A 21,867-nucleotide genomic window follows, 5' to 3' on the forward strand; every position below is an offset into this window, starting at 1 on the left:
GGTGGGCCGGCCGCACCCAGTGATCGTATGTGCCGTGCACGGACCGTCCGGCCCCGGGCCGCCCGGCACGCGAGAGCGTATCCCCGGCGGTCACGCCGGGCCCAGGGCCATGACGACCAGGGCCGCCGTCGCGGCTGTTTCGGCGAGCGCCCCGAACACATCGCCGGTGACCCCGCCGAATCGTCGTCGGCAGTGCCGCAGCAGTGCTTCGGCCGAGGCCAGGGCGAGGAGGACGGCCAGGGCGCAGCGCGCCGCGTCGTACGGGCCGAGGAGCGCGCCGGCCCCGGCCGCGGCGGCGGTGACGGCGGCGGCGGCCGCCCAGGCGGCCGTCCGGGGGACGACGCCCGCCACGGCGGCGCCCAGGCCCTCCGGGCGGGCGGCCGGTACGCCCGCGCGGGAGGCGAGGGTGAGGGCGCAGCGGGCCGCGAGGGCCGCCGTGAGGGCGGCGAGGGCGCCGCGTGCGGGGTCGCTCTCGTAGGCCCGGGCGAGGGCGGCGGTCTGGCCGAGGAGGGCCAGCAGCAGGGTGATGACGCCGAACGGGCCGATGTCCGACTGCTTCATGATCCGCAGGGCGTCGGGGGCGGCTTTGCCGCTGCCCAGTCCGTCGGCGACGTCCGCGAGCCCGTCGAGGTGGAGGCCGCGGGTGAGCGCCGCCGGGACGGCGACGGCGGCGACGGCGGCGAGCAGCGGGCCGCCGCCGAGCCACAGGAGGGCCAGGCCCGTGGCGGCGGCGCAGCCGCCGACGGCCAGCCCGGCCAGGGGTGCCGCCAGCATGCCGCCGCGCGCGGCCGCGCGGTCCCAGCGGGTGAGGCGCACGGGGAGGGCGGTGAGGGTGCCGAAGGCGAAGCGCAGGGCGTCCCCGGTGGTGGCCCGGGCGGAGGTCGTGTCGGTCATCGCGGGCAGGGTATCCCGCACCCGACGGCAGTATTTTGCTGAAGGCGGGCGAAAATGCTGGTCACGGCGGGTGCGGGAGCGAGCGGAGAGTCCGATGGGTCACTGGCTGGCACGCAACATCGTCGAGCCGGGCAAGCTGCCGCTGTTGCTGGCGCTCGGGGCGTTCGTGCTGACGTTCCTGGTCACCCGCGTCATCACCCGGCTGATCCGGGCGGGGAAGGGCCCGTTCCGCAACATCCGGCCGGGCGGGCTGCACGTCCATCACGTGGTGCCCGGCGTGGTGCTGATGGTGGTCGGCGGGTTCGCGGCGGTCGCCGAGGGCCGGCACGGCTTCGGGGCGGCGCTCGCGGCGGTGCTCTTCGGCATGGGCGCGGGACTGGTGCTGGACGAGTTCGCGCTGATCCTCCACCTGGACGACGTGTACTGGACCGAGCAGGGCCGCAAGAGCGTGGAGATCGTGGTGCTGACGGCCGCGCTGGTGGCGCTGGTGCTCGCGGGTTTCTCCCCGTTCGGGGTGAACGAGCTGACGCCGGACGAGCTGCAGAACCGCACCATCGTGGTGACCAACACGCTGGTGAACTTCCTGCTGGCGCTGGTCTCGCTGGCCAAGGGCAAGCCCCGGCTGGCGCTCATCGGGGCGGTGGTGCCGCTGGTGGCGATCGTGGGCGCGGTGCGGCTGGCCCGGCCGGGCTCGCCCTGGGCCCGGCGCTTCTACCGGCGACGGCCCCGGGCCCGTCGCCGGGCCCGGGTGCGCGCCTACCGGCACGACGCGCGCTGGGCGGCCGTGCGCATCAGGATCCACGACCTCCTGGCGGGCGCGCCGGATCGCTGAGCGCGCTCCCGGCGTGGGCGCCGGGCCGCCGGTCGCGCTCGCGGTGGGCGTCCCGGCGGGGCTTGCGGCGGCGGCGCAGCTCGTCCACGGCGCACATCGCCAGGATCACCGTCATGGCGGCGATGTGTTCCTTGCCCGCGAGGTTGGGCTTGACGATCACCTCGCCCGCCATGGCCGCCACCACCAGGCCGCAGGTGAACCAGGCCCGGTAGCGCCAGGAGACGTAGATCGCGAGGCCCACGACGGCCGCCGAGGGGCCGGTGTCGATGACCTTGGCGGCCTCCGGCGGCAGCCCCAGCGGCGAGCCGGGGCCGAGGTCGACGCCCAGCCGGGCGTACATCGTGCCCGCGAGGGTGGCGGTGTAGGCCACGGCCAGGGTGCGCCACTTGCCCAGGCACGCCTCGGCCAGCCCGAAGACGATCAGGATCTGGGCCAGCGCCCCCCACACCGGGAGGTCCAGCGCGGGCACGAACAGCGACAGGGGAGTGCGCAGCAGTGCGATCCACCAGGGCAGCTGGGCCTGGACGGAGCCGAGCCGCTGGACGGGTTCGAAGCCCCAGGACTGGTTCTGGATCACCTGGAAGACCGCCGTGAGGGCGACGGCCGTGAGCGTCATGGGGACGGCCGCGAGCCGCTTACGGGTGAACGTCCCCCGTACGGCCGCGTACAGCGGGCCCCATTCGGTGCGCGCGGCGCGGAGCAGCGCCGCGCGGGTCATCGCCGGCTCTCCAGGTGTTTGCGATTGAGCCACTTGGGCAGGCCGGGCGCCTCCAGGAAGCCCTCGGCCCGGGCGGCGGCCACACCGATCCGCAGCAGGTCACTGCTCTTCTCGAACAGCATGAAACGAGGCTCCCAGATAGGCCGGTACTTCGCATTTGCTCGGTAGAGCGACTCGATCTGCCACCAGCGGGAGAAAAAGCTCAGCAGCGAGCGCCACATCCGCAGCACCGGGCCGGCGCCGAGCCGGGAGCCCCGTTCGAAGACGGACCGGAACATCGCGAAGTTCAGCGACACCTGGGTGACGCCCAGCTCCTTGGCCCGCTGGAGCAGCTCGATGACCATGAACTCCATCAGGCCGTTCTCGGAGTCCCGGTCACGGCGCATCAGGTCGAGCGAGAGGCCCTTGGGGCCCCAGGGCACGAAGCTCAGCACGGCGCGCAGCTCGCCCTCGCCGTCGTGGCACTCCAGCATCACGCAGCGCCCGTCGTCCGGGTCGCCCAGGCGGCCCAGCGCCATGGAGAAGCCGCGCTCGGTCGCGCCGTCGCGCCAGTCGTCGGCGCGGCGCAGCAGCGTGGCCATCTCCTCCTCGGGGATGTCCTCGTGGCGGCGGATGGTGACGGTGTATCCGGCGCGCTTGACGCGGTTGTACGCCTGGCGGACGGTGCGCATGGCCCGGCCCTCCAGGGTGAACTCGGCGGTGTCGACGATCGCCTCGTCGCCGAGTTCGAGGGCGTCCAGGCCGTGCCGGGCGTAGATCGTGCCGCCCTCCTCGCCGGCACCCATCACGGCGGGGATCCAGCCGTGTTCGCGGGCCTCGGCCAGCCAGGGCTCGATGGCCCCGGGCCAGGCCTCGGGGTCGCCGATGGGGTCGCCGGAGGCCAGCGACACCCCGCCGACGACGCGGTAGGTGACGGCGGCCTTGCCGGAGGGGGACCACACGACGCTCTTCTCGCGGCGCAGCGCGAAGTAGCCCAGCGAGTCGCGGTCGCCCCAGCGGCCGAGCAGCTCGCGCAGCCGGGACTCGTCCTCGGCGGTGAGCGGGTCGGTGGCGCGGCGGGAGCGGAAGGCCGCCCAGACCACCACGATCAGCAGGATCGTGCTCATCACGTTGATGGTGACGTCGACCCAGCCGGGCGTGGCGATGCCCGCGTAGCGGGAGTCGTCGGCGGCGATGGAGATCAGCCGCATCACGCCGTAGTGCCAGCGGTCCAGGAAGGTGGAGCGCTGCTCGTCCGTGGACTCGTTGGTGATCGTCACCAGCCCGGCCGCCAGCAGCGAGGTGACGAGCAGTCCGGCCGCCGCGACGGCGCTGGCGAGCTTGGGGTTGGAGCGGTCGCCCTTGGCGTAGAACTCCCGGCGGCCCACCAGCAGGGCGAGGGTGAACAGGGCGGTGACGATCAGGGAGAACCAGTTCAGCGGGTGCCGGCGGAACTCGGGGAAGAACATCGCGAACGCCAGTACCAGCAGGAGCAGCCCGGCCAGCACCAGGTTGAGGATCCACGCCGCCCGCTTGCGCCGGCGCATGGTGATCGCCATGAACAGCGACACCACCGCGGGGGAGAAGCCCGCCGTCAGCAGGTAGGGAGTGAAGAACTCGTCGACGTTGTGCCTGCGGATGTCGGCGCCGAAGGACACCCAGACCGCGCCGAGCAGATTGACGAACGTAACGGCACGCAGGTACCAGACGGCGAAGCCGGCGGCTCGCCGCCGCCGGACCGCGCCGCGGTCGCTGTGGACGCCCTCATCCGGAGTCAAGCGGACTTCTCCCATGAAAAGTGAGCATATGGGGCACCGTCTGCGGAGGAATTCCGTGCGCTCACCGTGATCCGCCGGCCCGTCACGGCCGGCGTCAGGAGCGCTCGGGAAGCTCCGCCGCCAGGGCCGCGGCCGCCTGCACCAATGGCAGGGCGAGCAGCGCCCCTGTCCCCTCGCCCACTGTGACGCCCTGGTCGAGGAGAGGGTTGAGTGCCATCCGTTCCAGCGCCTTCGTCTGCGCCGGGTCGCCGCTGCCCTGGCCCGCCAGCCACCAGTCCGGCGCCCGGAAGGCCACCCGCTGGCCCACCAGCGCGCACGCGGCCGAGACCACCCCGTCGAGGATCACCGGCGTCCGGCGCACCGCGCTCTGCAGCAGGAACCCGGTCATCGCGGCCAGGTCCGCGCCGCCCGTCGCGGCCAGCAGCGCCAGCTGGTCGCCCAGCACCGGGCGGGCCCGGCGCAGCGCGTCCCGGATGGCGGCGCACTTGCGCATCCAGGCCAGGTCGTCGATGCCGAAGCCGCCCCGGCCGGTGACCACGGACGCGTCCGTGCCGCACAGCGCCCCGATCAGGGTGCCCGCGGCCGTCGTGCCGCCCACGCTCAGATCGCCCAGGACGACGAGGTCGGTGCCGGAGTCGGCCTCCTTGTCGGCGAGCGCCATGCCCGTGCGGAACGCCCGCTCGGCCTCCTCGGCGCTCAGCGCGTCCTCGGTGTCGATCCGGCCCGAGCCGCGCCGCACCCGGTGCCGGGTGACCTCCTCGGGCAGCTCCGCCGGGTCGCAGTCCACCGCCATGTCGATCACGCGCAGGCCCACGCCGTAGCGGCGGGCCAGGATCGCGACGGTGCTCGTGCCGTCGAGGGTCGTCCGGACGAGCTCGGCCGCCCCGCCCTTCGGCCCGCCCGACACGCCCAGGGACGCCACCCCGTGGTCGCCCGCGAACAGCAGCGCCTTGGGCCGCTCCACCGGCTTCACCGGCACCGTGCCCTGGGCGGCGGCGAGCCACTCGCCCAGCTCGTCCAGCCGCCCCAGCGCGCCGGGCCCGGGGCCCAGGCGCGCCCGCCGCGCCTCCGCGTCGCGCCGGGCGGCGGAGTCGGGGCGCTCGATCAGCGTGGCGAAGTCATCCAGATTCAGACCGCTCATCCGCGACACACTACCGTTCCTGTGCAAGTTGGCCAGTGCCGTCCAACTTGCCCTATTCCAGGCGTCGCTGGCCGGTGCCCGGACGGGCCCGCCGACGCCGCCCCCGCCGCAGGTCAGCCCGCCCCCGGCCGCACCAGCCCCGACTCGTACGCGACGACCACCAGCTGCGCCCGGTCGCGCGTGCCGAGCTTGGCCATCGCCCGGTTGACGTGGGTCTTGACCGTCAGGGGGCTGACCGACAGCCGCCCCCCGATCTCCTCGTTGGACAGCCCTCCGGCCACGTGCGTCAGCACCTCCCGCTCGCGCCCGGTCAGCGCCGCCAGCCGCTCGGCGTGCTCCGCCGGGGGCCCGGCGGGGCTCCCGCCCTGCGCCAGGAACGTCGCGATCAGCCCCTTCGTCGCCGCGGGGGACAGCAGGGCCTCGCCCGCCGCCGCGATCCTGATCGCCGCGAGCAGCTCGTCGGGCTCCGCGCCCTTGCCGAGGAACCCGGACGCGCCCGCGCGCAGCGACTCCACCACGTACTCGTCGACCTCGAACGTCGTCAGCATCACCACCCGCACGGCCGCCAGCGCCGGGTCGGAGCAGATCTCCCGGGTCGCCGCCAGCCCGTCCGTGCCCGGCATCCGGATGTCCATCAGGACCACGTCGGGCGTGTGGGCGCGGGCGAGCTCCACCGCCCGGGCGCCGTCCGCCGCCTCGCCCACCACCCGCATGCCCGGCTCGGAGTCCACCAGCACCCGGAACGCGCTGCGCAGCAACGCCTGGTCGTCGGCCAGGAGAACGGTGATCGGATCGCTCATGCGCCCACCCTAGGGGCGGGCGCGCCGGGGCCCGGCAGGGGCAGCACCGCGCACACCCGGAAGCCCGGCGTCCCCGGGCCGCGCGGGCCCGCCGAGCAGCTCCCGCCGAGCGCGACGGCCCGTTCCCGCATGCCCAGCAGCCCGTGCCCGCCCGCCTCCTCCGTGCCGCCCGCCTCCGCCGCGCCGCTCGCCGGGGGCGCCGCGGCCTCGGGGCGCTTCCCGCCGTCGTCCACCACCGTCAGCTCCAGGGCGTAACGGCCGCGGCGCAGCGTGACCTCGGCCCGCGCGCCGGGGCCCGCGTGCTTGTGGACATTGGTCAGCGCCTCCTGGAGCACCCGATAGGCCGTCAGATCGACGGCCCCGGGCAGCGCCCCCACGGCGGCCGCGGCCGCCTCCGCGCCCACGGCGCGGCCGGGCGCGCCGGGCGGTGCCGGGACGGCGGCGACGTCGACGGACAGGCCCACCCGGGCGAAGCCCTCGACGAGCCGGCCGAGGTCGCCGAGGCCCGGCGCCGGCTCGGTGGGGGCCGCCGGGTCGCCGTACTGCCGCAGCAGGCCGACGGTCGCCCGGAGCTCGGCGAGCGCCGAGCGGCCGGCCTCCCGGACGTGCGCGAGCGCCTCCTTGGCCTGCTCAGGGCGGCTGTCCATGATGTGCGAGGCCACGCCCGCCTGGACGTTGACGAGCGCGATGTGATGGGCGACGACGTCATGGAGCTCACGGGCGATGCGCAGCCGCTCCTCGGCCACCCGGCGGCGGGCCTCCTCCTCGCGGGTGCGCTCCGCCCGCACGGCCCGTTCCTCGATGGCCGCGACGAAGGCCCGGCGGCTGCGGACGGCGTCCCCCGCCGCGCCGGCCAGCCCGGTCCAGGCCATGAGGCCGAAGTTCTCCTGCGCGTACCAGGGCGGGGCGCCCAGGAGCATCACCACGCCGGTGAGCGCGGTGACGGTCGTGACGACCGTCCGCAGCGCGGCGGGCCGCTCGCTGCGGACGGCCACCGTGTAGAGCGCGACCGCGGCGCTCATGGCGATCTGGGTGCGCGGGGGCCCGTCGCCCCGGGTGAGCACGACGGCCACGACCGTCAGCGCGCACGTCACCGCGAGGACCGTACGGGGTGCCCGGCGGCGTACCGCCAGCGCGCCGCAGGCGGCGGCGGACAGCAGCAGGAAGACGGCGCCCGGCGGATGCCGCTCGGCGCGCGGCGCCAGGAACGCGCCCACGACGACGAGGCATAAGACGAGGCCGGCGAGGAGGGTGTCGGCGGCGAGCGGATGGCCGCTCAGCCAGCGGCGCGGACGGGCCAGGCCCGTGGCGGCGAGGGAGTTCATCGCGATCCCATCGGGGGCCGTCGCGGAGGATGCGGAAAGGGGCACGGAGACCGGCCGCGCCCCCGTCCCCGGAGGGAACGAGGGCGCGGAGGCGTGCCGGAGTGCCGTGGAGGCGCGCCGCCCGTGGCGGGGGCGGCGGACTCAGCCGGGGATCAGGCCGTCGTCGCTGAGCATGTCCCGGACCTCGGCGAGCGAGGCGTCGGGCGCGGGCAGGATCAGCTCGGAGGGCTCCAGCGCGTCGTCGGGCAGCGGGGTGCCCAGCCGGCGCACGGCGTCGAGCAGCGCTCCCAGCGTGCGGCGGAAGCCCTCCTCGTCGCCGCCCTCCATCTCCGCGAGCAGCTCGTCGTCCAGGCTGTTGAGCTCGGCGAAGTGGCTGTCGGCCAGTTCCACCTGGCCCTCCCCCATGATCCGTACGATCATGACGGTCTCCCTTGCTCGGTCGGCTCCCGTTTTAGTGGGGGGTGGCTCAGCTCTTGTCGAAGCGCGGCCGGTCCTGGGGCTGGGCCTGCCGCTCCTGCCCCGGCGCCCCGCCCTCGATGGCCGGCTTGGCGGCCGTACCGCCGGCCAGCTCGGCCTTCATCCGCTGAAGCTCGATCTCCACATCGGAACCGCCCGAGAGCCGGTCCAGCTCGGCGGTGATGTCGTCCTTGGCCATGCCCGTGGGGTCGTCGAGCGCGCCGGAGGCCAGCAGCTCGTCGATGGCGCCCGCGCGGGCCTGCATCTGCGCGGTCTTGTCCTCGGCCCGCTGGATGGCCATGCCGACGTCGCCCATCTCCTCGGAGATGCCGGAGAACGCCTCGCCGATCCGCGTCTGGGCCTGGGCGGCCGTGTACGTCGCCTTGATGGTCTCCTTCTTCGTCCGGAAGGCGTCCACCTTGGCCTGGAGGCGCTGGGAGGCGAGCGTGAGCTTCTCCTCCTCGCCCTGGAGTGTCTGGTGCTGCGTCTCCAGATCGCTGACCTGCTGCTGCAGCGCGGCACGACGGGTCAGCGCCTCGCGCGCCAGATCCTCCCGGCCGAGCGCCAGGGCCTTGCGGCCCTGCTCCTCCAGCTTGCCGGACTGGTTCTGGAGCTGGTTGAGCTGGAGCTCCAGACGCTTGCGGGACGTGGCCACGTCGGCCACCCCGCGTCGCACCTTCTGCAGCAGCTCGAGCTGCTTCTGGTACGAGTAGTCGAGGGTCTCGCGCGGATCCTCGGCCCGGTCCAGGGCCTTGTTGGCCTTCGCGCGGAAGATCATCCCCATCCGCTTCATGACACCGCTCATGGGCCTCGCGCGCCCCCTTCTGACCGACCTTGGCTCGGGCTTAGGCTCCGGCACATCTTTCAGAACCCACAGTACGGGCCCCACTTCCATTACCGCACCGTCCGGGCCCGGATGCGCTCCTCCTCCAGGACGATCAGGAAGCCGCCGCCTCACGCGCAAGGAGGAGTGGAAACCCCGGGGGAGGGGAGGCGCGCGCGCCGGGGCGCACGCCGGTCGTTGCCGGATCGTGCCCGCCCGGACCGCGATCGGGCACGGAAAGCCCGTACCCTTGGGTTCCGTGTTCCGAAGCCGTTCGAAAGCGCAGGCCGCGACCCCCGAGGTGACCGCGGACCAGCCCAAGAAGCCCCGTGACCCGCAGGCGCCCAAGGGCCGCCCCACTCCCAAGCGCAGTGAGGCCAACTCCCAGCGCCGCACCCTGGCCGCCACCCCGGCCAACCGCAAGGAGGCCACCAAGCGCGCCCGCGAGGCCCGCCGCGCGGACATGGCCAAGCAGCGCGAGGCCCTGGCCAGCGGCGACGAGCGCTATCTGCCCGCCCGTGACAAGGGCCCGGTGCGCTCCTACGTCCGCGACTTCGTCGACGCGCGCTACTCGGTCGCCGAGTTCTTCCTGCCGCTGGCCGTGCTCATCCTCGTGCTGAGCATGATCAACCGCGGTGCCTTCCAGGCGTACGTGCTGCTCGCGTGGCTGGTGGTGATCGTCCTGATCGTCATCAACTCCGCGATCACCGGCATCACCCTCAAGCGTGCCCTCAAGCAGCGCTTCCCCGACGAGAACCTGCGCGGAGCCGTCCCCTACGGCCTCATGCGCACCCTGCAGATGCGCCGGCTGCGCCTGCCCAAGCCGAAGGTCAAGCGCGGGGAGAAGCGCTGAGCGCCTTCGGGCCCGGGGGGTTGCGGAACACCGTTCGTCAGGAACTGGTCGCCCGCCAGATCGACGAGCAGATAGCCGCCCGGTTCCCGGTGGGCCGGCGGCTGCGCGTCCTCGACGTCGGCCTCGGCCAGGGCACCCAGGCGCTGCGCCTGGCCCGTGCCGGCCACGAGGTCACCGGCCTGGAATCGGATCCCGAGATGATCGCCGGGGTCCGCGCCGCGCTGGCGGGCGAGCCCGAGGGCATCCGGGAGCGGGTGCGGCTGATAGAGGGCGACGGCCGCGACACGGGCGCCCACTTCCTGCCGGGCGCCTTCGACGTGGTGCTCTGCCACGGCGTCCTGATGTACGTACCGGAGCCGGACCCGCTGCTCGCGGCGCTGGCCCGGGTGCTCGCCCCGGGCGGGCTGCTCTCCCTGCTCGTCCGCAACGCGGACGCGCTGGCGATGCGGCCGGGCCTGTCCGGTGACTTCGCCACCGCGCTGCGGGCGTTCGACTCGCCCGCGTACACCGACCGCCTGGGCCTGGAGGTCCGCGCGGACCGCCGGGAGACGCTGACGGCGACGCTGGCCGGCATCGGCGCGCCGCTGCGGGCCTGGTACGGGGTGCGGGTGTTCTCCGACCTGGCGGCGACGGCTCCCGCGGACCTCGACCAGCTGCTGGCCGCGGAGGAACGCGCGGGCCGCACGGACCCCTACCGGGCGGTGGCCGCGCTGCTGCACCTGTGCGGGGTACGGGGCGGCTGACCGGGGCTCCCTCCCGGACCCTTGTCCTCAAACGCCGGACGGGCTGCGTTGCAGCCCGTCCGGCGTTCGTCAGCTGTCCGCCGCCTCGTGGAGACTCATCGGCGCGGCATAGATCTCCGTGTCGTCCTCGAACAGACGGACCTGGTCCACGCCGCCGTCCAGCAGGGCGCGCCACTCCTCGCCGATCCAGGACTCCGCGTCCCCCTGCGTCGTGAACTCCTCCGGCTCCACCGACGGCTCCGTCTCCGTCCCGTCGGCCTTCTCGAACCGCCACGTCCACGCCATGTCCGCCTCCTGGGCGATCGGGAACCTCTGCGGTCGCAGCCTAACGGTCACCGGTGACGCCTAGTAGTGATGGATCGCGCCGGGCTCGCCGACGCGAGACGATCAGGGGGTGGAACTGACTCTCCTCGGCACCGGGGCCCCCGAGGGCCTGCCGCGCCCCGACTGTCCGTGTGCCGCCTGCGCCTGCGCCGTGGGCGACGAGGCGCGGGCCGCGACGTCCCTGCTCGTCGACGGCGCGCTGCTGCTCGACCTCACCCCCGGCCCCGCCTTCGCCGCCGCCCGTGCCGGGCGGTCGATCGCCGGGGTGCGCCAGGTGCTGCTCTCCCACCCGCACGACGGGCCCGCCGTGGAGTTCCCGGCCGGGCTGCCCGCGCCGGTGCGGGTGCCGGACGGGCGCGAGCTGTCGGTGATCAGCGGGCACCGGGTCCGGGCGATGGCGCTGGACGCGCCGGGCACGGGGTACGAGGTGACGGCGCCGGACGGCGAGCGGCTGCTCTACCTGCCGCCGGGCGCCGCGCCGGCCGGGCTCTCGCAGGCCCCCCGGCCCGGCCCGTACGGGATGGTGCTGCTCGACGTGCTCGGGCGGCCCGACGCGCTGGCCCGGCTGCGGGAGACGGGGGCGGCGGGCCCGACGACCGACGTCATCGGCGTCCACCTGGACCACGACGTGCCGCCCGGCCGGGAGCTCCACCGCAGGCTGGCGGCGGCGGGGGCGCGCACGGTCCCGGACGGCACCTCGCTCGTCGTCGGCGACTACCACGCCGTACCGGACCTGCCCCGGCGGACGCTCGTCGTGGGCGGCGCCCGGTCGGGGAAGTCCGTGGAGGCCGAGCGGCGGCTGGAGTCCTTCCCCGAGGTCCTCTACGTGGCCACGAGCGGCACCCGCGAGGGCGACCAGGACTGGGCGGCGCGCGTCGCCCACCACCGCGAGCGCCGGCCGGGCTCCTGGCGCACGGCCGAGACCTGCGACCTCGTGCCGCTGCTGGCCGCCGACGGCCCCCCGATGCTGATCGACTGCCTGGCGCTGTGGCTGACCGACGCGATGGACTCCGTCGGCGCCTGGGACGACGCCACGTGGGCGAACGGCGGCGAGGAGGCCCTGGCCGGGCGGACGGCGGCGCTGGTCGCCGCGATACGGGCGACCCGGCGGACGGTGGTGCTCGTCAGCAACGAGGTGGGCTCCGGCGTGGTGCCCGCGACGGCGTCGGGGCGGCGCTTCCGCGACGAGCTGGGCCGGCTCAACGCGGCGGTCGGCGACGAGTGCGAGCACGTGCTGCTGGTGGTGGCGGGGCAGGCGCTGCCCCTGCGGTGACGGGCGACGGCACGACGAAGGCCCCGCACCGGGAGAGTGCGGGGCCTTCGTCCGTCGGAATCCGTGCCGGTTACGGCAGCGCGAGCATCCGCTCCAGCGCCAGCTTGGAGTAGCGCGCGACCTCGGGGTCGACCTGGATGCGGTTGACGACCTTGCCCTCGGCGAGGGACTCCAGGGCCCACACCAGGTGCGGCAGGTCGATCCGGTTCATGGTCGAGCAGAAGCAGACCGTCTTGTCGAGGAAGACGATCTCCTTGTCCTCGCTGGCGAAACGGTTCGCCAGGCGGCGGACCAGGTTCAGCTCGGTGCCGATGGCCCACTTGGAGCCCGCCGGGGCGGCCTCCAGCGTGTTGATGATGTATTCCGTCGAGCCCACGTAGTCGGCGGCGGCCACGACCTCGTGCTTGCACTCGGGGTGCACCAGGACGTTGACGCCCGGGATGCGCTCGCGCACGTCGTTGACGGAGTCCAGCGAGAAGCGGCCGTGCACCGAGCAGTGCCCGCGCCACAGGATCATCTTCGCGGCGCGCAGCTCCTCGGCGGTCAGGCCGCCGTTCGGGCGGTGCGGGTTGTAGACGACGCAGTCCTCCAGCGACATGCCCATGTCGCGGACGGCCGTGTTGCGGCCCAGGTGCTGGTCGGGCAGGAAGAGGACCTTCTCGCCCTGCTCGAAGGCCCAGGTCAGGGCGCGCTGGGCGTTGGAGGAGGTGCAGATGAGGCCGCCGTGCTCGCCGGTGAAGGCCTTGATGTCGGCGGAGGAGTTCATGTACGAGACCGGGACGGTCACCTCGGCGATGCCGGCCTCCGTCAGCACGTCCCAGCACTCGGCGACCTGCTCGGCGGTGGCCATGTCGGCCATCGAGCAGCCCGCGGCCAGGTCCGGCAGGACGACCTGCTGGGCGTCGGACGTCAGGATGTCCGCGGACTCGGCCATGAAGTGGACGCCGCAGAAGACGATGTACTCGGCGTCGGGCCGGGCGGCCGCGTCGCGCGCGAGCTTGAAGGAGTCGCCGGTGACGTCCGCGAACTCGATGACCTCGTCGCGCTGGTAGTGGTGGCCGAGGACGAAGACCTTGTCCCCGAGCTTCGCCTTGGCCGCGCGGGCGCGCTCCACCAGGTCCGGGTCGGACGGCGCCGGCAGATCGCCGGGGCACTCCACGCCGCGCTCGCTCCGCGGGTCGGACTCGCGTCCGAGCAGCAGGAGGGCGAGGGGGGTGGGCTGGACATCCAAGGGCTGGGCGGTGGTCACGACACGCACCCTTTCTGTTCTGCGGACGGCTCTGCGGACGGTGCGCACGGGTCCTTCCCGCCGAACCTTGTCGTCAATATGACGCTATCTATCATAACCGCTTCACGTCACTTTGACGATGGCCATCGCGTCGATGTGACGCATTCCCGTTCGGCCGACCGGTGTGCGAGCATGAAAGGCGGACATCACAGTCCACGCCCGGAATGAATCCGGGACCTCGGCGGTTGCTGGCGAGAGCAAGCAGTCCGCACCCGTACCGAACGACCCGGGAGTGAAGCAGATGTCCGTTCAGGACGAGAAGACCACGGTGAGCGACGGCATTCTCCTGTCCGACGCCGCTGCCGCGAAGGTCAAGACCCTGCTGGAGCAGGAGGGCCGCGACGACCTCGCCCTGCGCGTCGCCGTTCAGCCGGGCGGCTGCTCCGGTCTCCGTTACCAGCTCTTCTTCGACGAGCGCTCGCTCGACGGTGACGTCGTCAAGGACTTCGACGGCGTGAAGGTCGTCACCGACCGCATGAGCGCCCCGTACCTGGGCGGCGCCTCCATCGACTTCGTCGACACCATCGAGAAGCAGGGCTTCACGATCGACAACCCCAACGCCACCGGCTCCTGCGCCTGCGGCGACTCCTTCAGCTAAAGCAGACGCGAAGGGCGGCACCCCCCACCGGGGGTGCCGCCCTTCGCCGTACCCGCGCGTACCGCGCTACTTCTGCTGCTGCTCCCGCACGGTCTCGCCGGACCCCAGGTCCACGACCTTGCGGTCGTCCAGCGGCCGGTCCAGCGACACCGTCGTGTCGAAGTGCTTGAGCATCATCACGCAGTACCGGCCCGGCTCCTTCTCCGTGCCCGTGACCTTCACCGTCACCGCCGCCCCGGACTCCTCCTTCGACGCCGCGTAGTCGCTGCACACCCCGCCCCAGAAGTGCAGGACCAGCTTCCGGCCGCCGTCCGTCGCGGTGTACGACTCCACGCGCACCACCCCGGACTTCGCCGGCCCGGACCCCGGCGTCGTGCCCGGCGAGCCCGGCGGGGGAGCGCTCTGCCGGGCGATGAACCTCGGGTCCACGGCCGGCTGGGCGATCGTGACCGTGTCGCCCTTGCCGCCGCCCGGCAGATCCGCCGTGAACAGCCACGAGGGCACCAGCGCCGGCCGCCCGCCCACGGACTGCGCGGACAGCCCCGGCACCGCGCCGCGCACGGTGACCGTCGCGGGCCCGTCCGGCTTCCCGCCCGGCTTCCCCTCGCAGGGCGCCGCCGCGTCGTCCTTGTACGGCACCGGCGTCGCGCAGCCGCCGACGGCCGGAGTGCCCGGCGCCGGGACCTTGTTGAGCTCGGCCAGCGCCCTGTCCGCGCTCAGCAGCGGATAGCTCGCGCCCTTCGCCGGGACCAGCAACCGTCCGCTGCCGCCGACCAGTTGCGCGTCCGACCCCACCCGCAGACTGGTCTGCCAGCCGTAGGTGGGCAGGGAGTCCACCACCGGGTCGGCGGTGACGATCCGCACGGCCCCGTACGTCTTGCGGGCGTCCGTCCGCGCGCCCTCCAGGCCCAGGGCCTTGAGCACGGGCGCGGCCACGCTCTTCGCCTTGTCCTCCGGCACGGGCTGCGAAGCGGCCGGGTCCGGGGGGAGGGACGGGACGCCGTCGCGGAAGGACGGGCAGCCCGGGGAGTCCGTGCCCTTCTTGGGGCCGGCGCCCGGCGGGTGCTCGCAGTGCGCCCCGCCCGGCACGCCGTAGCGCGAGTACGCCCAGTCGCCCGGGCCCTTCCGGCCCACCTGGAGCGTGGGGCCCGCCGCGTCGGGGGAACCGCCGACCGTCCAGGTGTCCTGGACCAGCCGGGGCGTACCCGAAACCCCGAGGGCCTTGGCGAGCGCCGCCACCTGCTCGGCGGTCACCTCGCGGTCGGCGACGCGCACGGCGCCGGTCCGCGGCCCGTCGGGCAGTTCGCCCTCCGCCCGGTAGCGCACCCCGTGGGGGTCCGGCTCGCCGACCGCGATGCCCTGGGACGGGCCGCCGGAGCCGCTCGTACGGCCGTAGCCGTCCAGCGTGAGCGGTGGGGGAGTGCCTCCGGTGTCGGCCGCCCGGGGTGGGGTGCCGCCGGCACCGCCCGTCGCCGTCGCCGCCCAGTACGCGCCTCCGCCGCCCGCCAGCAGCACGGCCGCCGCCACCGACGCCACCGCCAGCGGCGAGTGCCTGCGCCGCCGCTTCTCGGGGCCGCCGCCCGGACCGCCGCCCTCGGTGCTCACCACATCGCTCCTTCGCTCCGCTCAAAGTGATGTACAACCACCTCCCCCGGGAGGGGGACGGCGCTTGGACGGAGCGCAGGAGCGAGCGGTTCCACCGGGCGGTGACACCGGGTGGGCCCGGGTGGCCGGCTCAGTCGCCGTACTCGGACATTCCGTCCAGCAGCCGGGCCGAGCGGGCGGGCACCGAGACCCCGTGGATGAGCGAGATCGGCGTCCTCCCCACCCGCCGCGTCTCCCGGGAGGCGGGGGGAACGGTCCAGTCGCGTGCCATCCGTGCGCAGTCCTCGCGCAGTCCGGCCAGGGACTCCGGGTCGGGTGCGGAGACGTGCGGAGTGACGTCCTTCACAGTCTTCGGCATATCCGCACCGTACGCACGGGAGAGCCCGCGATGAAAGACCTACTATTAGGTAGATTTACGTACCGAGTGGCGAGAAGCGGACCTGGTCATCCGGCCGGAACCCGGTAGCGTGGTGTGGCTCTGCTTGAGAGCCGTCGTTCGTCTCATCCACAGTTACCGCCCCCCAGGGAGCAGACCCGTCGTGCGTATCGCTGTCACCGGCTCCATCGCCACCGACCACCTGATGACCTTCCCCGGCCGCTTCGCCGATCAGCTCGTGGCGGACCAGCTGCACACGGTCTCCCTCTCCTTCCTCGTCGACGAGCTCGACGTCCGGCGCGGTGGCGTGGGCCCGAACATCTGCTTCGGCATGGGCCTGCTCGGTCTCAAGCCGGTCCTGGTGGGCGCCGCCGGTGCCGACTTCGCGGACTACCGCGCCTGGCTCGACCGCCACGGCGTCGACACCGCCTCCGTGCACATCTCCGAGGTCCTCCACACCGCCCGCTTCGTGTGCACCACGGACACCGACCACAACCAGATCGCGTCCTTCTACACCGGCGCGATGAGCGAGGCCCGGCAGATCGAGCTCCAGCCCGTCGCCGACCGCGTCGGCGGCCTGGACCTGGTCCTGATCGGCGCGGACGACCCCGAGGCGATGCTGCGCCACACCGAGGAGTGCCGCGCCCGCGCCATCCCCTTCGCGGCCGACCCCTCCCAGCAGCTCGCCCGCCTCGACGGCGACGACATCCGGGTGCTGATCGACGGCGCGGCGTACCTCTTCACCAACGAGTACGAGAAGGCGCTCATCGAGTCCAAGACGGGCTGGACGGGCGAGGAGATCCTGGCCAAGGTCGGCACCCGCGTCACCACGCTGGGCGCCCAGGGCGTGCGCATCGAGCGCCTCGGCGAGCCGGTGATCGAGGTCGGCCCCGCCCAGGAGGAGGCCAAGGTCGACCCGACCGGCGTGGGCGACGCCTTCCGCGCGGGCTTCCTCGCGGGCGTCACCTGGGAGCTGTCGCTGGAGCGCGCGGCCCAGCTGGGCTGCATGCTCGCGACGCTCGTCATCGAGACGCTGGGCACGCAGGAGTACGAGCTGCGGCGCGGCCACTTCATGGAGCGGTTCGCGAAGGCGTACGGCCACGAGGCGGCCGCCGAAGTCCAGGCCCACCTGGCCTGACCCTTCAGCCCGCCCGTTTGCCCGGCATCGACGTTGCCGGGCAAACGGGCGGGCGGTGGGCGAAACGTCAGGCGCGGCGCCGCACCCGATACGCGACCCCGCGCTCGGCCGGTCGCTCCCCGAGATACTCCTGCGAGCGCATCTCGCACCACGCGGGGATGTCGAGCCGCGCGGCCTCGTCGTCGGACAGGACGGTGACGAGCCCACCCACCGGCACGTCCCCGATGACCTTCGCCAGCTCGATCACCGGAATCGGACACCGCTTCCCGAGCGAGTCGAGGACGACCTCCTCCTCGCTCCCGGCGGAGGCGGGCGCGCCCCCCGTCGGGGCGCCCAACCGCTCCCGTACCTCCCGGACGGCACCGGGAAGCACCCGGAGGAACTCCTCCACGTCCTCCGAAGACGCCCCCCGAGGCAGCGAAACCCGCACGTTCCCCTCCGACAGCACCCCCATCGCCCGCAGCACATGGCTCGGCTCCAGCGTGCTGGAGGTGCACGAAGACCCCGACGAGACCGAGAAACCCTCCCGGTCCAGCGCGTGCAGCAACGTTTCCCCGTCCACGTAGAGGCAGGAGAACGTCACCAGGTGCGGCAGCCGCCGTACCGGGTCGCCGACGACCTCCACGTCCGGGACGAGCTCGGGCACCCGGGCGCGGATCCGGTCGACCAGCGCCCGCAGCCGTGCGGCCTCCTCCGCCGCCTCCGCGCGCACGGCCCGCAGGGAGGCCGCGGCGGCGACGACCGCCGGGAGGTCGGGGAAGCCCGGGGCGCGGCCGGACTCCCGTTCGTCCACCGGTCCGCGCGCCGCGAACCGCACGCCCTTGCGCACGGCCAGCAGGCCCACCCCCGCCGGGCCGCCCCACTTGTGGGCGCTGGCGGTCAGCAGCGACCAGCCGGGGGCCACCGGGCCCCAGCCGAGCGACTGCGCCGCGTCCACCAGCAGCGGCACCCCCGCCTCCCGGCACGCCTCGGCCACCTCGGCGACGGGCTGTTCGGTGCCCACCTCGTGGTTGGCGGACTGGAGGGCCGCGAGCGCGGTGTCCGGGCGCAGGGCCGCCGCGTAGCCGGCGGGGTCGACGCGGCCGGCGCGGTCCACGGGGACCCGGGTGACGCTGCCGCCCTCCGCCTCCAGCGCGTCGCCCGAATGGAGGACGGCGGAGTGCTCCACGGCCGACACCACCAGATGGCGGCCGGCCCGGCGGCGTCCGGCGAGCGCGCCGGCGATGCCGTCGTGCAGGGCGCGGGTACCCGAAGGAGTGAATGCGAGCTCGTCGGGCCGGCAGCCGACGGCCTCGGCCGCGGCCTCGCGCGCGGCGTCCAGCAGCAGCCGGGCGCGGCGGCCCTCGCGGTAGAGGCGGGCGGGGTCGGCCCAGCCCTCGTCGAGGGCGGCGAGCAGCGCCTGGCGGGCGACCGGGTGGAGGGGGGCGGCGGAAGCGGCGTCGAAGTAGGGCACAGATGAACGCTAACTCCGGGCGGGGGCAGGGTGCGGAGGCGTTCCCGCCCGCCCGTCGCCGGGGTCGTCGCCGAAGCCGCCGACAGGGCTCTGGGCTGCGCGGATGCCTCTGTCTGACGGTCCTCCAGATGGCCTCCGGAGCCCTTGATTCCACCCCTTCGGGGACCGGATCGGCGCGTTGGGCACCCTCCCCGCGCGACCCCAAATAGCGTCCAGTAGGGTTTGGTCCGCATAAACATCCAAACCCCTGCCCGCAGCGGGCCGGCGACCGACCAGCGAGACGGCCGCAGCCGGCCGCACGGGCGAGACTCTCGGGAAGGCGCTACGTGAGTCCCAACGGCTCCGACCGCTCGTCGCGGCGCCCGGTGCGGCGGAAGCTGCTGCAGGCGCTGGCCGCGGGCGCTGTCCTGGCGACCGCCACCGGTTGCACATCGAAGGACTTCCCCCGCCTCGGCATGCCAACGCCCGTCACGGAAGAGGCACCGCGGATCCTCTCCCTCTGGCAGGGCTCCTGGGCCGCGGCTCTCGCGGTCGGTGTCCTGGTGTGGGGCCTGATTATCTGGAGCGTCATCTTCCACCGGCGCAGCCGCTCGAAGGTGGAGATTCCCACGCAGACCCGGTACAACATGCCCATCGAGGCGCTGTACACCGTGGTCCCCATCATCATCGTCTCGGTGCTCTTCTACTTCACCGCGCGTGACGAGAACAAGCTCCTGACGAACCCTGACAAGCCGCAGCACGTCGTGAACGTGGTCGGCTTCCAGTGGAGCTGGGCGTTCAACTACATCGAGAACGTCGACGGCAACACGGCCACCCCGGCGCAGCCGCTCCGTGAGAACAAGGAGCTCAACGCCATTCCCGACCGGTTCCTGAAGAAGGCGCCGCAGGGAGCGGAGGGTGTCTACGAGGTCGGCGTCCCCGGCGACCGCAACCCGCAGACCGGCAACCCGGGTCCGACCCTGTGGCTGCCCAAGGGTGAGACGGTCGAGTTCGTCCTCACTTCGCGGGACGTCATCCACTCCTTCTGGGTGGTGCCGTTCCTGATGAAGCAGGACGTCATCCCGGGCCACACCAACAGCTTCACGGTGACCCCCAACAAGGAGGGCACCTTCCTGGGCAAGTGCGCCGAGCTCTGCGGCCAGGACCACTCCCGGATGCTCTTCAACGTCAAGGTCGTCTCTCCCGAGCGGTACAAGGCGCACCTGAAGGAGCTGGCGGCCAAGGGCCAGACCGGTTACCAGCCGGCGGGCATCGCGCAGACGGATCACGCGAAGAACGCGGAGACCAAGAACAAGTGAGCATCCTCAACGAACCCCAGGGTGCCGCCGCCGCAACAGCCACGGCAGCACCGCCCGTACGCCAGAAGCAGCCCGGCAGTCAGGTGATCAAGTGGCTCACCACCACTGACCACAAGACCATCGGCACGATGTATCTGGTCACGTCGTTCGCGTTCTTCTGCATCGGCGGCCTGATGGCGCTCCTCATGCGCGCCGAGCTGGCCCGTCCGGGCACGCAGATCATGTCGAACGAGCAGTTCAACCAGGCGTTCACGATGCACGGCACGATCATGCTGCTGATGTTCGCGACGCCGCTGTTCGCCGGATTCGCGAACTGGATCATGCCGCTGCAGATCGGCGCGCCCGACGTGGCGTTCCCGCGGCTGAACATGTTCGCCTACTGGCTGTACCTGTTCGGCTCGCTGATCGCGGTGGGCGGCTTCCTCACCCCGCAGGGTGCGGCCGACTTCGGCTGGTTCGCCTACTCCCCGCTGTCGGACGCGGTCCGTTCGCCGGGTGTCGGCGCCGACATGTGGATCATGGGTCTGGCCTTCTCGGGCTTCGGCACGATCCTCGGTTCGGTCAACTTCATCACCACGATCATCTGCATGCGCGCGCCCGGCATGACGATGTTCCGCATGCCGATCTTCACCTGGAACGTGCTGCTGACCGGTGTGCTGGTCCTGCTCGCCTTCCCGGTGCTGGCCGCCGCGCTGTTCGCCCTGGAGGCGGACCGTAAATTCGGGGCCCAGGTATTCAGTGCGGAAAACGGTGGAGCACTGCTCTGGCAGCACCTCTTCTGGTTCTTCGGACACCCCGAGGTGTACATCATCGCGCTGCCGTTCTTCGGCATCATTTCCGAGGTCATTCCGGTGTTCTCCCGGAAGCCGATGTTCGGTTACTGGGGCCTGATCGCGGCGACGATTTCCATCGCCGGTCTTTCCGTGACCGTGTGGGCGCACCACATGTATGTCACCGGTGGCGTGCTCCTGCCGTTCTTCTCCTTCATGACGTTCCTCATCGCGGTCCCGACCGGTGTGAAGTTCTTCAACTGGATCGGCACCATGTGGAAGGGCTCGCTGTCCTTCGAGACCCCGATGCTGTGGGCCGTCGGCTTCCTGATCACCTTCACCTTCGGTGGTCTGACCGGCGTCATCCTGGCCTCGCCGCCGATGGACTTCCACGTCTCGGACTCGTACTTCGTCGTCGCGCACTTCCACTACGTCATCTTCGGCACCGTGGTCTTCGCGATGTTCTCCGGCTTCCACTTCTGGTGGCCGAAGTTCACCGGCAAGATGCTGGACGAGCGCCTGGGCAAGATCACCTTCTGGACGCTGTTCGTGGGCTTCCACGGCACGTTCCTGGTGCAGCACTGGCTGGGTGCCGAGGGCATGCCGCGTCGTTACGCGGACTACCTCGCCTCCGACGGCTTCACCACGCTGAACACCATCTCGACCATCAGCTCCTTCCTGCTGGGCCTGTCGATCCTGCCGTTCTTCTACAACGTCTGGAAGACCGCCAAGTACGGCAAGAAGGTCGAGGTCGACGACCCGTGGGGTTACGGCCGCTCGCTGGAGTGGGCGACCTCCTGCCCGCCGCCGCGGCACAACTTCCTCACGCTGCCGCGCATCCGCTCCGAATCCCCCGCGTTCGACCTCCACCACCCGGAGATCGCGGCCCTGGAGCTCGAAGAGAACCTCGCGGGCGAGAAGGCCCTCGCGGGTGGCAAGGAGGCCGGCAAGTGAAGATCCAGGGCAAGATGTTCATCTGGCTCTCCGTCTTCATCCTCGCCATGGCGATCGTCTATGGCGTGTGGTCGAAGGAGACGGTCGGCACGACCGCGCTCTTCATGTCCTTCGGCCTGTGCATCATGGTCGGCTACTACCTGGCGTTCACCGCGCGCCGGGTGGACGCGGGTGCCCAGGACAACAAGGAGGCGGACGTCGCCGACGACGCCGGCGAGCTGGGCTTCTTCGCCCCGCACAGCTGGCAGCCGCTCTCCCTGGCGGTCGGTGGCGCCCTCGCCTTCATGAGCATCTGCTTCGGCTGGTGGCTCATGTACTTCTCGGCCCCGATCATCCTGATCGGCCTCTTCGGCTGGGTGTTCGAGTTCTACCGCGGCGAGAACCAGAACCAGTAGGTTCCACGCATCACGCGACGGGCCCCGCGCACCTCACGGTGCGCGGGGCCCGT

At 72.8% G+C, this 21,867-nt stretch carries 22 protein-coding genes; 9 read left to right on the top strand and 13 right to left on the bottom strand.

Annotated elements, in window-relative coordinates; all coding sequences use genetic code 11:
- Positions 1 to 90: 90 nt before the first annotated feature.
- A complete protein-coding gene (locus ACX9I7_RS07960; protein WP_459386907.1) occupies positions 91 to 894 on the bottom strand; it encodes an adenosylcobinamide-GDP ribazoletransferase in 804 nt (267 codons plus the stop codon).
- A 94-nt stretch (positions 895 to 988) separates the two neighbouring features.
- On the opposite strand from ACX9I7_RS07960, the gene ACX9I7_RS07965 reads away from it, so the two are divergent.
- Positions 989 to 1,726: a hypothetical protein gene (locus tag ACX9I7_RS07965; RefSeq protein WP_189451807.1), complete on the top strand. Its 738-nt coding sequence runs from the start codon at positions 989 to 991 to the stop codon at positions 1,724 to 1,726.
- Here the strand turns inward: ACX9I7_RS07965 and ACX9I7_RS07970 are convergent.
- The 7 genes from ACX9I7_RS07970 to ACX9I7_RS08000 all read right to left on the bottom strand — a co-directional run bounded on the left by ACX9I7_RS07970 (position 1,686) and on the right by ACX9I7_RS08000 (position 8,728).
- A complete protein-coding gene (locus ACX9I7_RS07970) occupies positions 1,686 to 2,444 on the bottom strand; it encodes a hypothetical protein (RefSeq protein WP_387574376.1) in 759 nt (252 codons plus the stop codon). The genes ACX9I7_RS07965 and ACX9I7_RS07970 overlap by 41 nt on opposite strands.
- A complete protein-coding gene (locus tag ACX9I7_RS07975; protein WP_387574374.1) occupies positions 2,441 to 4,216 on the bottom strand; it encodes a phosphatidylglycerol lysyltransferase domain-containing protein in 1,776 nt (591 codons plus the stop codon). Before ACX9I7_RS07975 ends, ACX9I7_RS07970 begins: the two co-directional genes overlap by 4 nt.
- A gap of 79 nt (positions 4,217 to 4,295) precedes the next feature.
- Complete coding sequence (gene cobT, locus ACX9I7_RS07980) at positions 4,296 to 5,342, bottom strand: nicotinate-nucleotide--dimethylbenzimidazole phosphoribosyltransferase (protein WP_459386908.1); 1,047 nt, start codon at positions 5,340 to 5,342, stop codon at positions 4,296 to 4,298.
- A gap of 113 nt (positions 5,343 to 5,455) precedes the next feature.
- Positions 5,456 to 6,142 (bottom strand): response regulator, encoded by a 687-nt coding sequence (locus ACX9I7_RS07985; protein ID WP_387574370.1) that lies wholly within the window; start codon positions 6,140 to 6,142, stop codon positions 5,456 to 5,458.
- The gene (locus ACX9I7_RS07990) at positions 6,139 to 7,467 is read right to left on the bottom strand and encodes a sensor histidine kinase (protein WP_459386909.1); all 1,329 of its coding nucleotides are present in this window, start codon (positions 7,465 to 7,467) and stop codon (positions 6,139 to 6,141) included. The genes ACX9I7_RS07985 and ACX9I7_RS07990 overlap by 4 nt, the downstream gene beginning before the upstream one ends.
- A gap of 141 nt (positions 7,468 to 7,608) precedes the next feature.
- Positions 7,609 to 7,887 carry a PspA-associated protein PspAA gene (gene pspAA / locus ACX9I7_RS07995; protein ID WP_358626275.1) on the bottom strand — a complete coding sequence of 93 codons (279 nt, stop codon included), beginning with the start codon at positions 7,885 to 7,887 and terminating at the stop codon, positions 7,609 to 7,611.
- Positions 7,888 to 7,933: 46 nt separating this feature from the next.
- Complete coding sequence (locus tag ACX9I7_RS08000; protein ID WP_126913799.1) at positions 7,934 to 8,728, bottom strand: PspA/IM30 family protein; 795 nt, start codon at positions 8,726 to 8,728, stop codon at positions 7,934 to 7,936.
- A gap of 277 nt (positions 8,729 to 9,005) precedes the next feature.
- Here ACX9I7_RS08000 and ACX9I7_RS08005 point away from each other — a divergent pair, with 277 nt between their 5' ends.
- Positions 9,006 to 9,599, top strand: coding sequence for a DUF3043 domain-containing protein (locus tag ACX9I7_RS08005; RefSeq protein ID WP_240667270.1), 594 nt, complete (start codon positions 9,006 to 9,008; stop codon positions 9,597 to 9,599).
- Between the two features lie 20 nt (positions 9,600 to 9,619).
- Complete coding sequence (locus ACX9I7_RS08010) at positions 9,620 to 10,342, top strand: methyltransferase domain-containing protein (protein ID WP_358626278.1); 723 nt, start codon at positions 9,620 to 9,622, stop codon at positions 10,340 to 10,342.
- A 69-nt stretch (positions 10,343 to 10,411) separates the two neighbouring features.
- Here ACX9I7_RS08010 and ACX9I7_RS08015 read toward each other — a convergent pair whose 3' ends face one another.
- Positions 10,412 to 10,627 carry a hypothetical protein gene (locus ACX9I7_RS08015; protein WP_387574362.1) on the bottom strand — a complete coding sequence of 72 codons (216 nt, stop codon included), beginning with the start codon at positions 10,625 to 10,627 and terminating at the stop codon, positions 10,412 to 10,414.
- Between the two features lie 109 nt (positions 10,628 to 10,736).
- Here ACX9I7_RS08015 and ACX9I7_RS08020 point away from each other — a divergent pair, with 109 nt between their 5' ends.
- The gene (locus ACX9I7_RS08020) at positions 10,737 to 11,939 is read left to right on the top strand and encodes a bifunctional adenosylcobinamide kinase/adenosylcobinamide-phosphate guanylyltransferase (protein WP_387574360.1); all 1,203 of its coding nucleotides are present in this window, start codon (positions 10,737 to 10,739) and stop codon (positions 11,937 to 11,939) included.
- Positions 11,940 to 12,009: 70 nt separating this feature from the next.
- On the opposite strand, the gene nadA is transcribed toward ACX9I7_RS08020, so the two are convergent.
- Positions 12,010 to 13,197 (bottom strand): quinolinate synthase NadA, encoded by a 1,188-nt coding sequence (gene nadA / locus ACX9I7_RS08025; protein ID WP_387574358.1) that lies wholly within the window; start codon positions 13,195 to 13,197, stop codon positions 12,010 to 12,012.
- A gap of 271 nt (positions 13,198 to 13,468) precedes the next feature.
- Here nadA and erpA point away from each other — a divergent pair, with 271 nt between their 5' ends.
- Positions 13,469 to 13,825: an iron-sulfur cluster insertion protein ErpA gene (gene erpA, locus ACX9I7_RS08030; RefSeq protein WP_121798529.1), complete on the top strand. Its 357-nt coding sequence runs from the start codon at positions 13,469 to 13,471 to the stop codon at positions 13,823 to 13,825.
- A 66-nt stretch (positions 13,826 to 13,891) separates the two neighbouring features.
- On the opposite strand, the gene ACX9I7_RS08035 is transcribed toward erpA, so the two are convergent.
- Positions 13,892 to 15,430 (bottom strand): hypothetical protein, encoded by a 1,539-nt coding sequence (locus ACX9I7_RS08035; protein WP_459386910.1) that lies wholly within the window; start codon positions 15,428 to 15,430, stop codon positions 13,892 to 13,894.
- A gap of 130 nt (positions 15,431 to 15,560) precedes the next feature.
- Positions 15,561 to 15,788: a hypothetical protein gene (locus ACX9I7_RS08040; RefSeq protein ID WP_126913795.1), complete on the bottom strand. Its 228-nt coding sequence runs from the start codon at positions 15,786 to 15,788 to the stop codon at positions 15,561 to 15,563.
- 181 nt (positions 15,789 to 15,969) lie between these two features.
- Between ACX9I7_RS08040 and ACX9I7_RS08045 the strand changes: the two genes are divergently transcribed.
- Entirely contained in the window at positions 15,970 to 16,944 is a 975-nt protein-coding gene (locus ACX9I7_RS08045; protein WP_189455324.1) for a carbohydrate kinase family protein, read from the top strand.
- A 67-nt stretch (positions 16,945 to 17,011) separates the two neighbouring features.
- Here the strand turns inward: ACX9I7_RS08045 and ACX9I7_RS08050 are convergent, their stop codons facing one another.
- Complete coding sequence (locus ACX9I7_RS08050; protein WP_386730423.1) at positions 17,012 to 18,397, bottom strand: cysteine desulfurase/sulfurtransferase TusA family protein; 1,386 nt, start codon at positions 18,395 to 18,397, stop codon at positions 17,012 to 17,014.
- Positions 18,398 to 18,723: 326 nt separating this feature from the next.
- On the opposite strand from ACX9I7_RS08050, the gene ctaC reads away from it, so the two are divergent.
- From ctaC to ACX9I7_RS08065, 3 genes are read left to right on the top strand one after another with little or no spacing between them, the layout of a single operon-like run.
- Positions 18,724 to 19,695, top strand: a complete 972-nt coding sequence (ctaC, locus tag ACX9I7_RS08055; RefSeq protein WP_189455320.1) for an aa3-type cytochrome oxidase subunit II — start codon at positions 18,724 to 18,726, stop codon at positions 19,693 to 19,695.
- Positions 19,692 to 21,419 carry an aa3-type cytochrome oxidase subunit I gene (ctaD, locus tag ACX9I7_RS08060; RefSeq protein WP_358626291.1) on the top strand — a complete coding sequence of 576 codons (1,728 nt, stop codon included), beginning with the start codon at positions 19,692 to 19,694 and terminating at the stop codon, positions 21,417 to 21,419. The genes ctaC and ctaD overlap by 4 nt, the downstream gene beginning before the upstream one ends.
- The gene (locus ACX9I7_RS08065; protein WP_126913790.1) at positions 21,416 to 21,814 is read left to right on the top strand and encodes a cytochrome c oxidase subunit 4; all 399 of its coding nucleotides are present in this window, start codon (positions 21,416 to 21,418) and stop codon (positions 21,812 to 21,814) included. Before ctaD ends, ACX9I7_RS08065 begins: the two co-directional genes overlap by 4 nt.
- The last annotated feature ends 53 nt before the right edge of the window (positions 21,815 to 21,867 follow it).

Source organism: Streptomyces sp. L500 (assembly GCF_054551825.1).

Coding starts and splice junctions, on each gene's coding strand:
- ACX9I7_RS08015 (WP_387574362.1), bottom strand. CDS start 10,627: ATGGCGTGGACGTGGCGGTTCGAGAAGGCCGACGGGACGGAGACGGAG.
- ACX9I7_RS07985 (WP_387574370.1), bottom strand. CDS start 6,142: ATGAGCGATCCGATCACCGTTCTCCTGGCCGACGACCAGGCGTTGCTG.
- pspAA (WP_358626275.1), bottom strand. CDS start 7,887: ATGATCGTACGGATCATGGGGGAGGGCCAGGTGGAACTGGCCGACAGC.
- ACX9I7_RS07970 (WP_387574376.1), bottom strand. CDS start 2,444: ATGACCCGCGCGGCGCTGCTCCGCGCCGCGCGCACCGAATGGGGCCCG.
- ACX9I7_RS07990 (WP_459386909.1), bottom strand. CDS start 7,467: ATGAACTCCCTCGCCGCCACGGGCCTGGCCCGTCCGCGCCGCTGGCTG.
- erpA (WP_121798529.1), top strand. CDS start 13,469: ATGTCCGTTCAGGACGAGAAGACCACGGTGAGCGACGGCATTCTCCTG.
- ACX9I7_RS08000 (WP_126913799.1), bottom strand. CDS start 8,728: ATGAGCGGTGTCATGAAGCGGATGGGGATGATCTTCCGCGCGAAGGCC.
- cobT (WP_459386908.1), bottom strand. CDS start 5,342: ATGAGCGGTCTGAATCTGGATGACTTCGCCACGCTGATCGAGCGCCCC.
- ACX9I7_RS08040 (WP_126913795.1), bottom strand. CDS start 15,788: ATGCCGAAGACTGTGAAGGACGTCACTCCGCACGTCTCCGCACCCGAC.
- ACX9I7_RS07965 (WP_189451807.1), top strand. CDS start 989: ATGGGTCACTGGCTGGCACGCAACATCGTCGAGCCGGGCAAGCTGCCG.
- ACX9I7_RS07975 (WP_387574374.1), bottom strand. CDS start 4,216: ATGGGAGAAGTCCGCTTGACTCCGGATGAGGGCGTCCACAGCGACCGC.
- ACX9I7_RS07960 (WP_459386907.1), bottom strand. CDS start 894: ATGACCGACACGACCTCCGCCCGGGCCACCACCGGGGACGCCCTGCGC.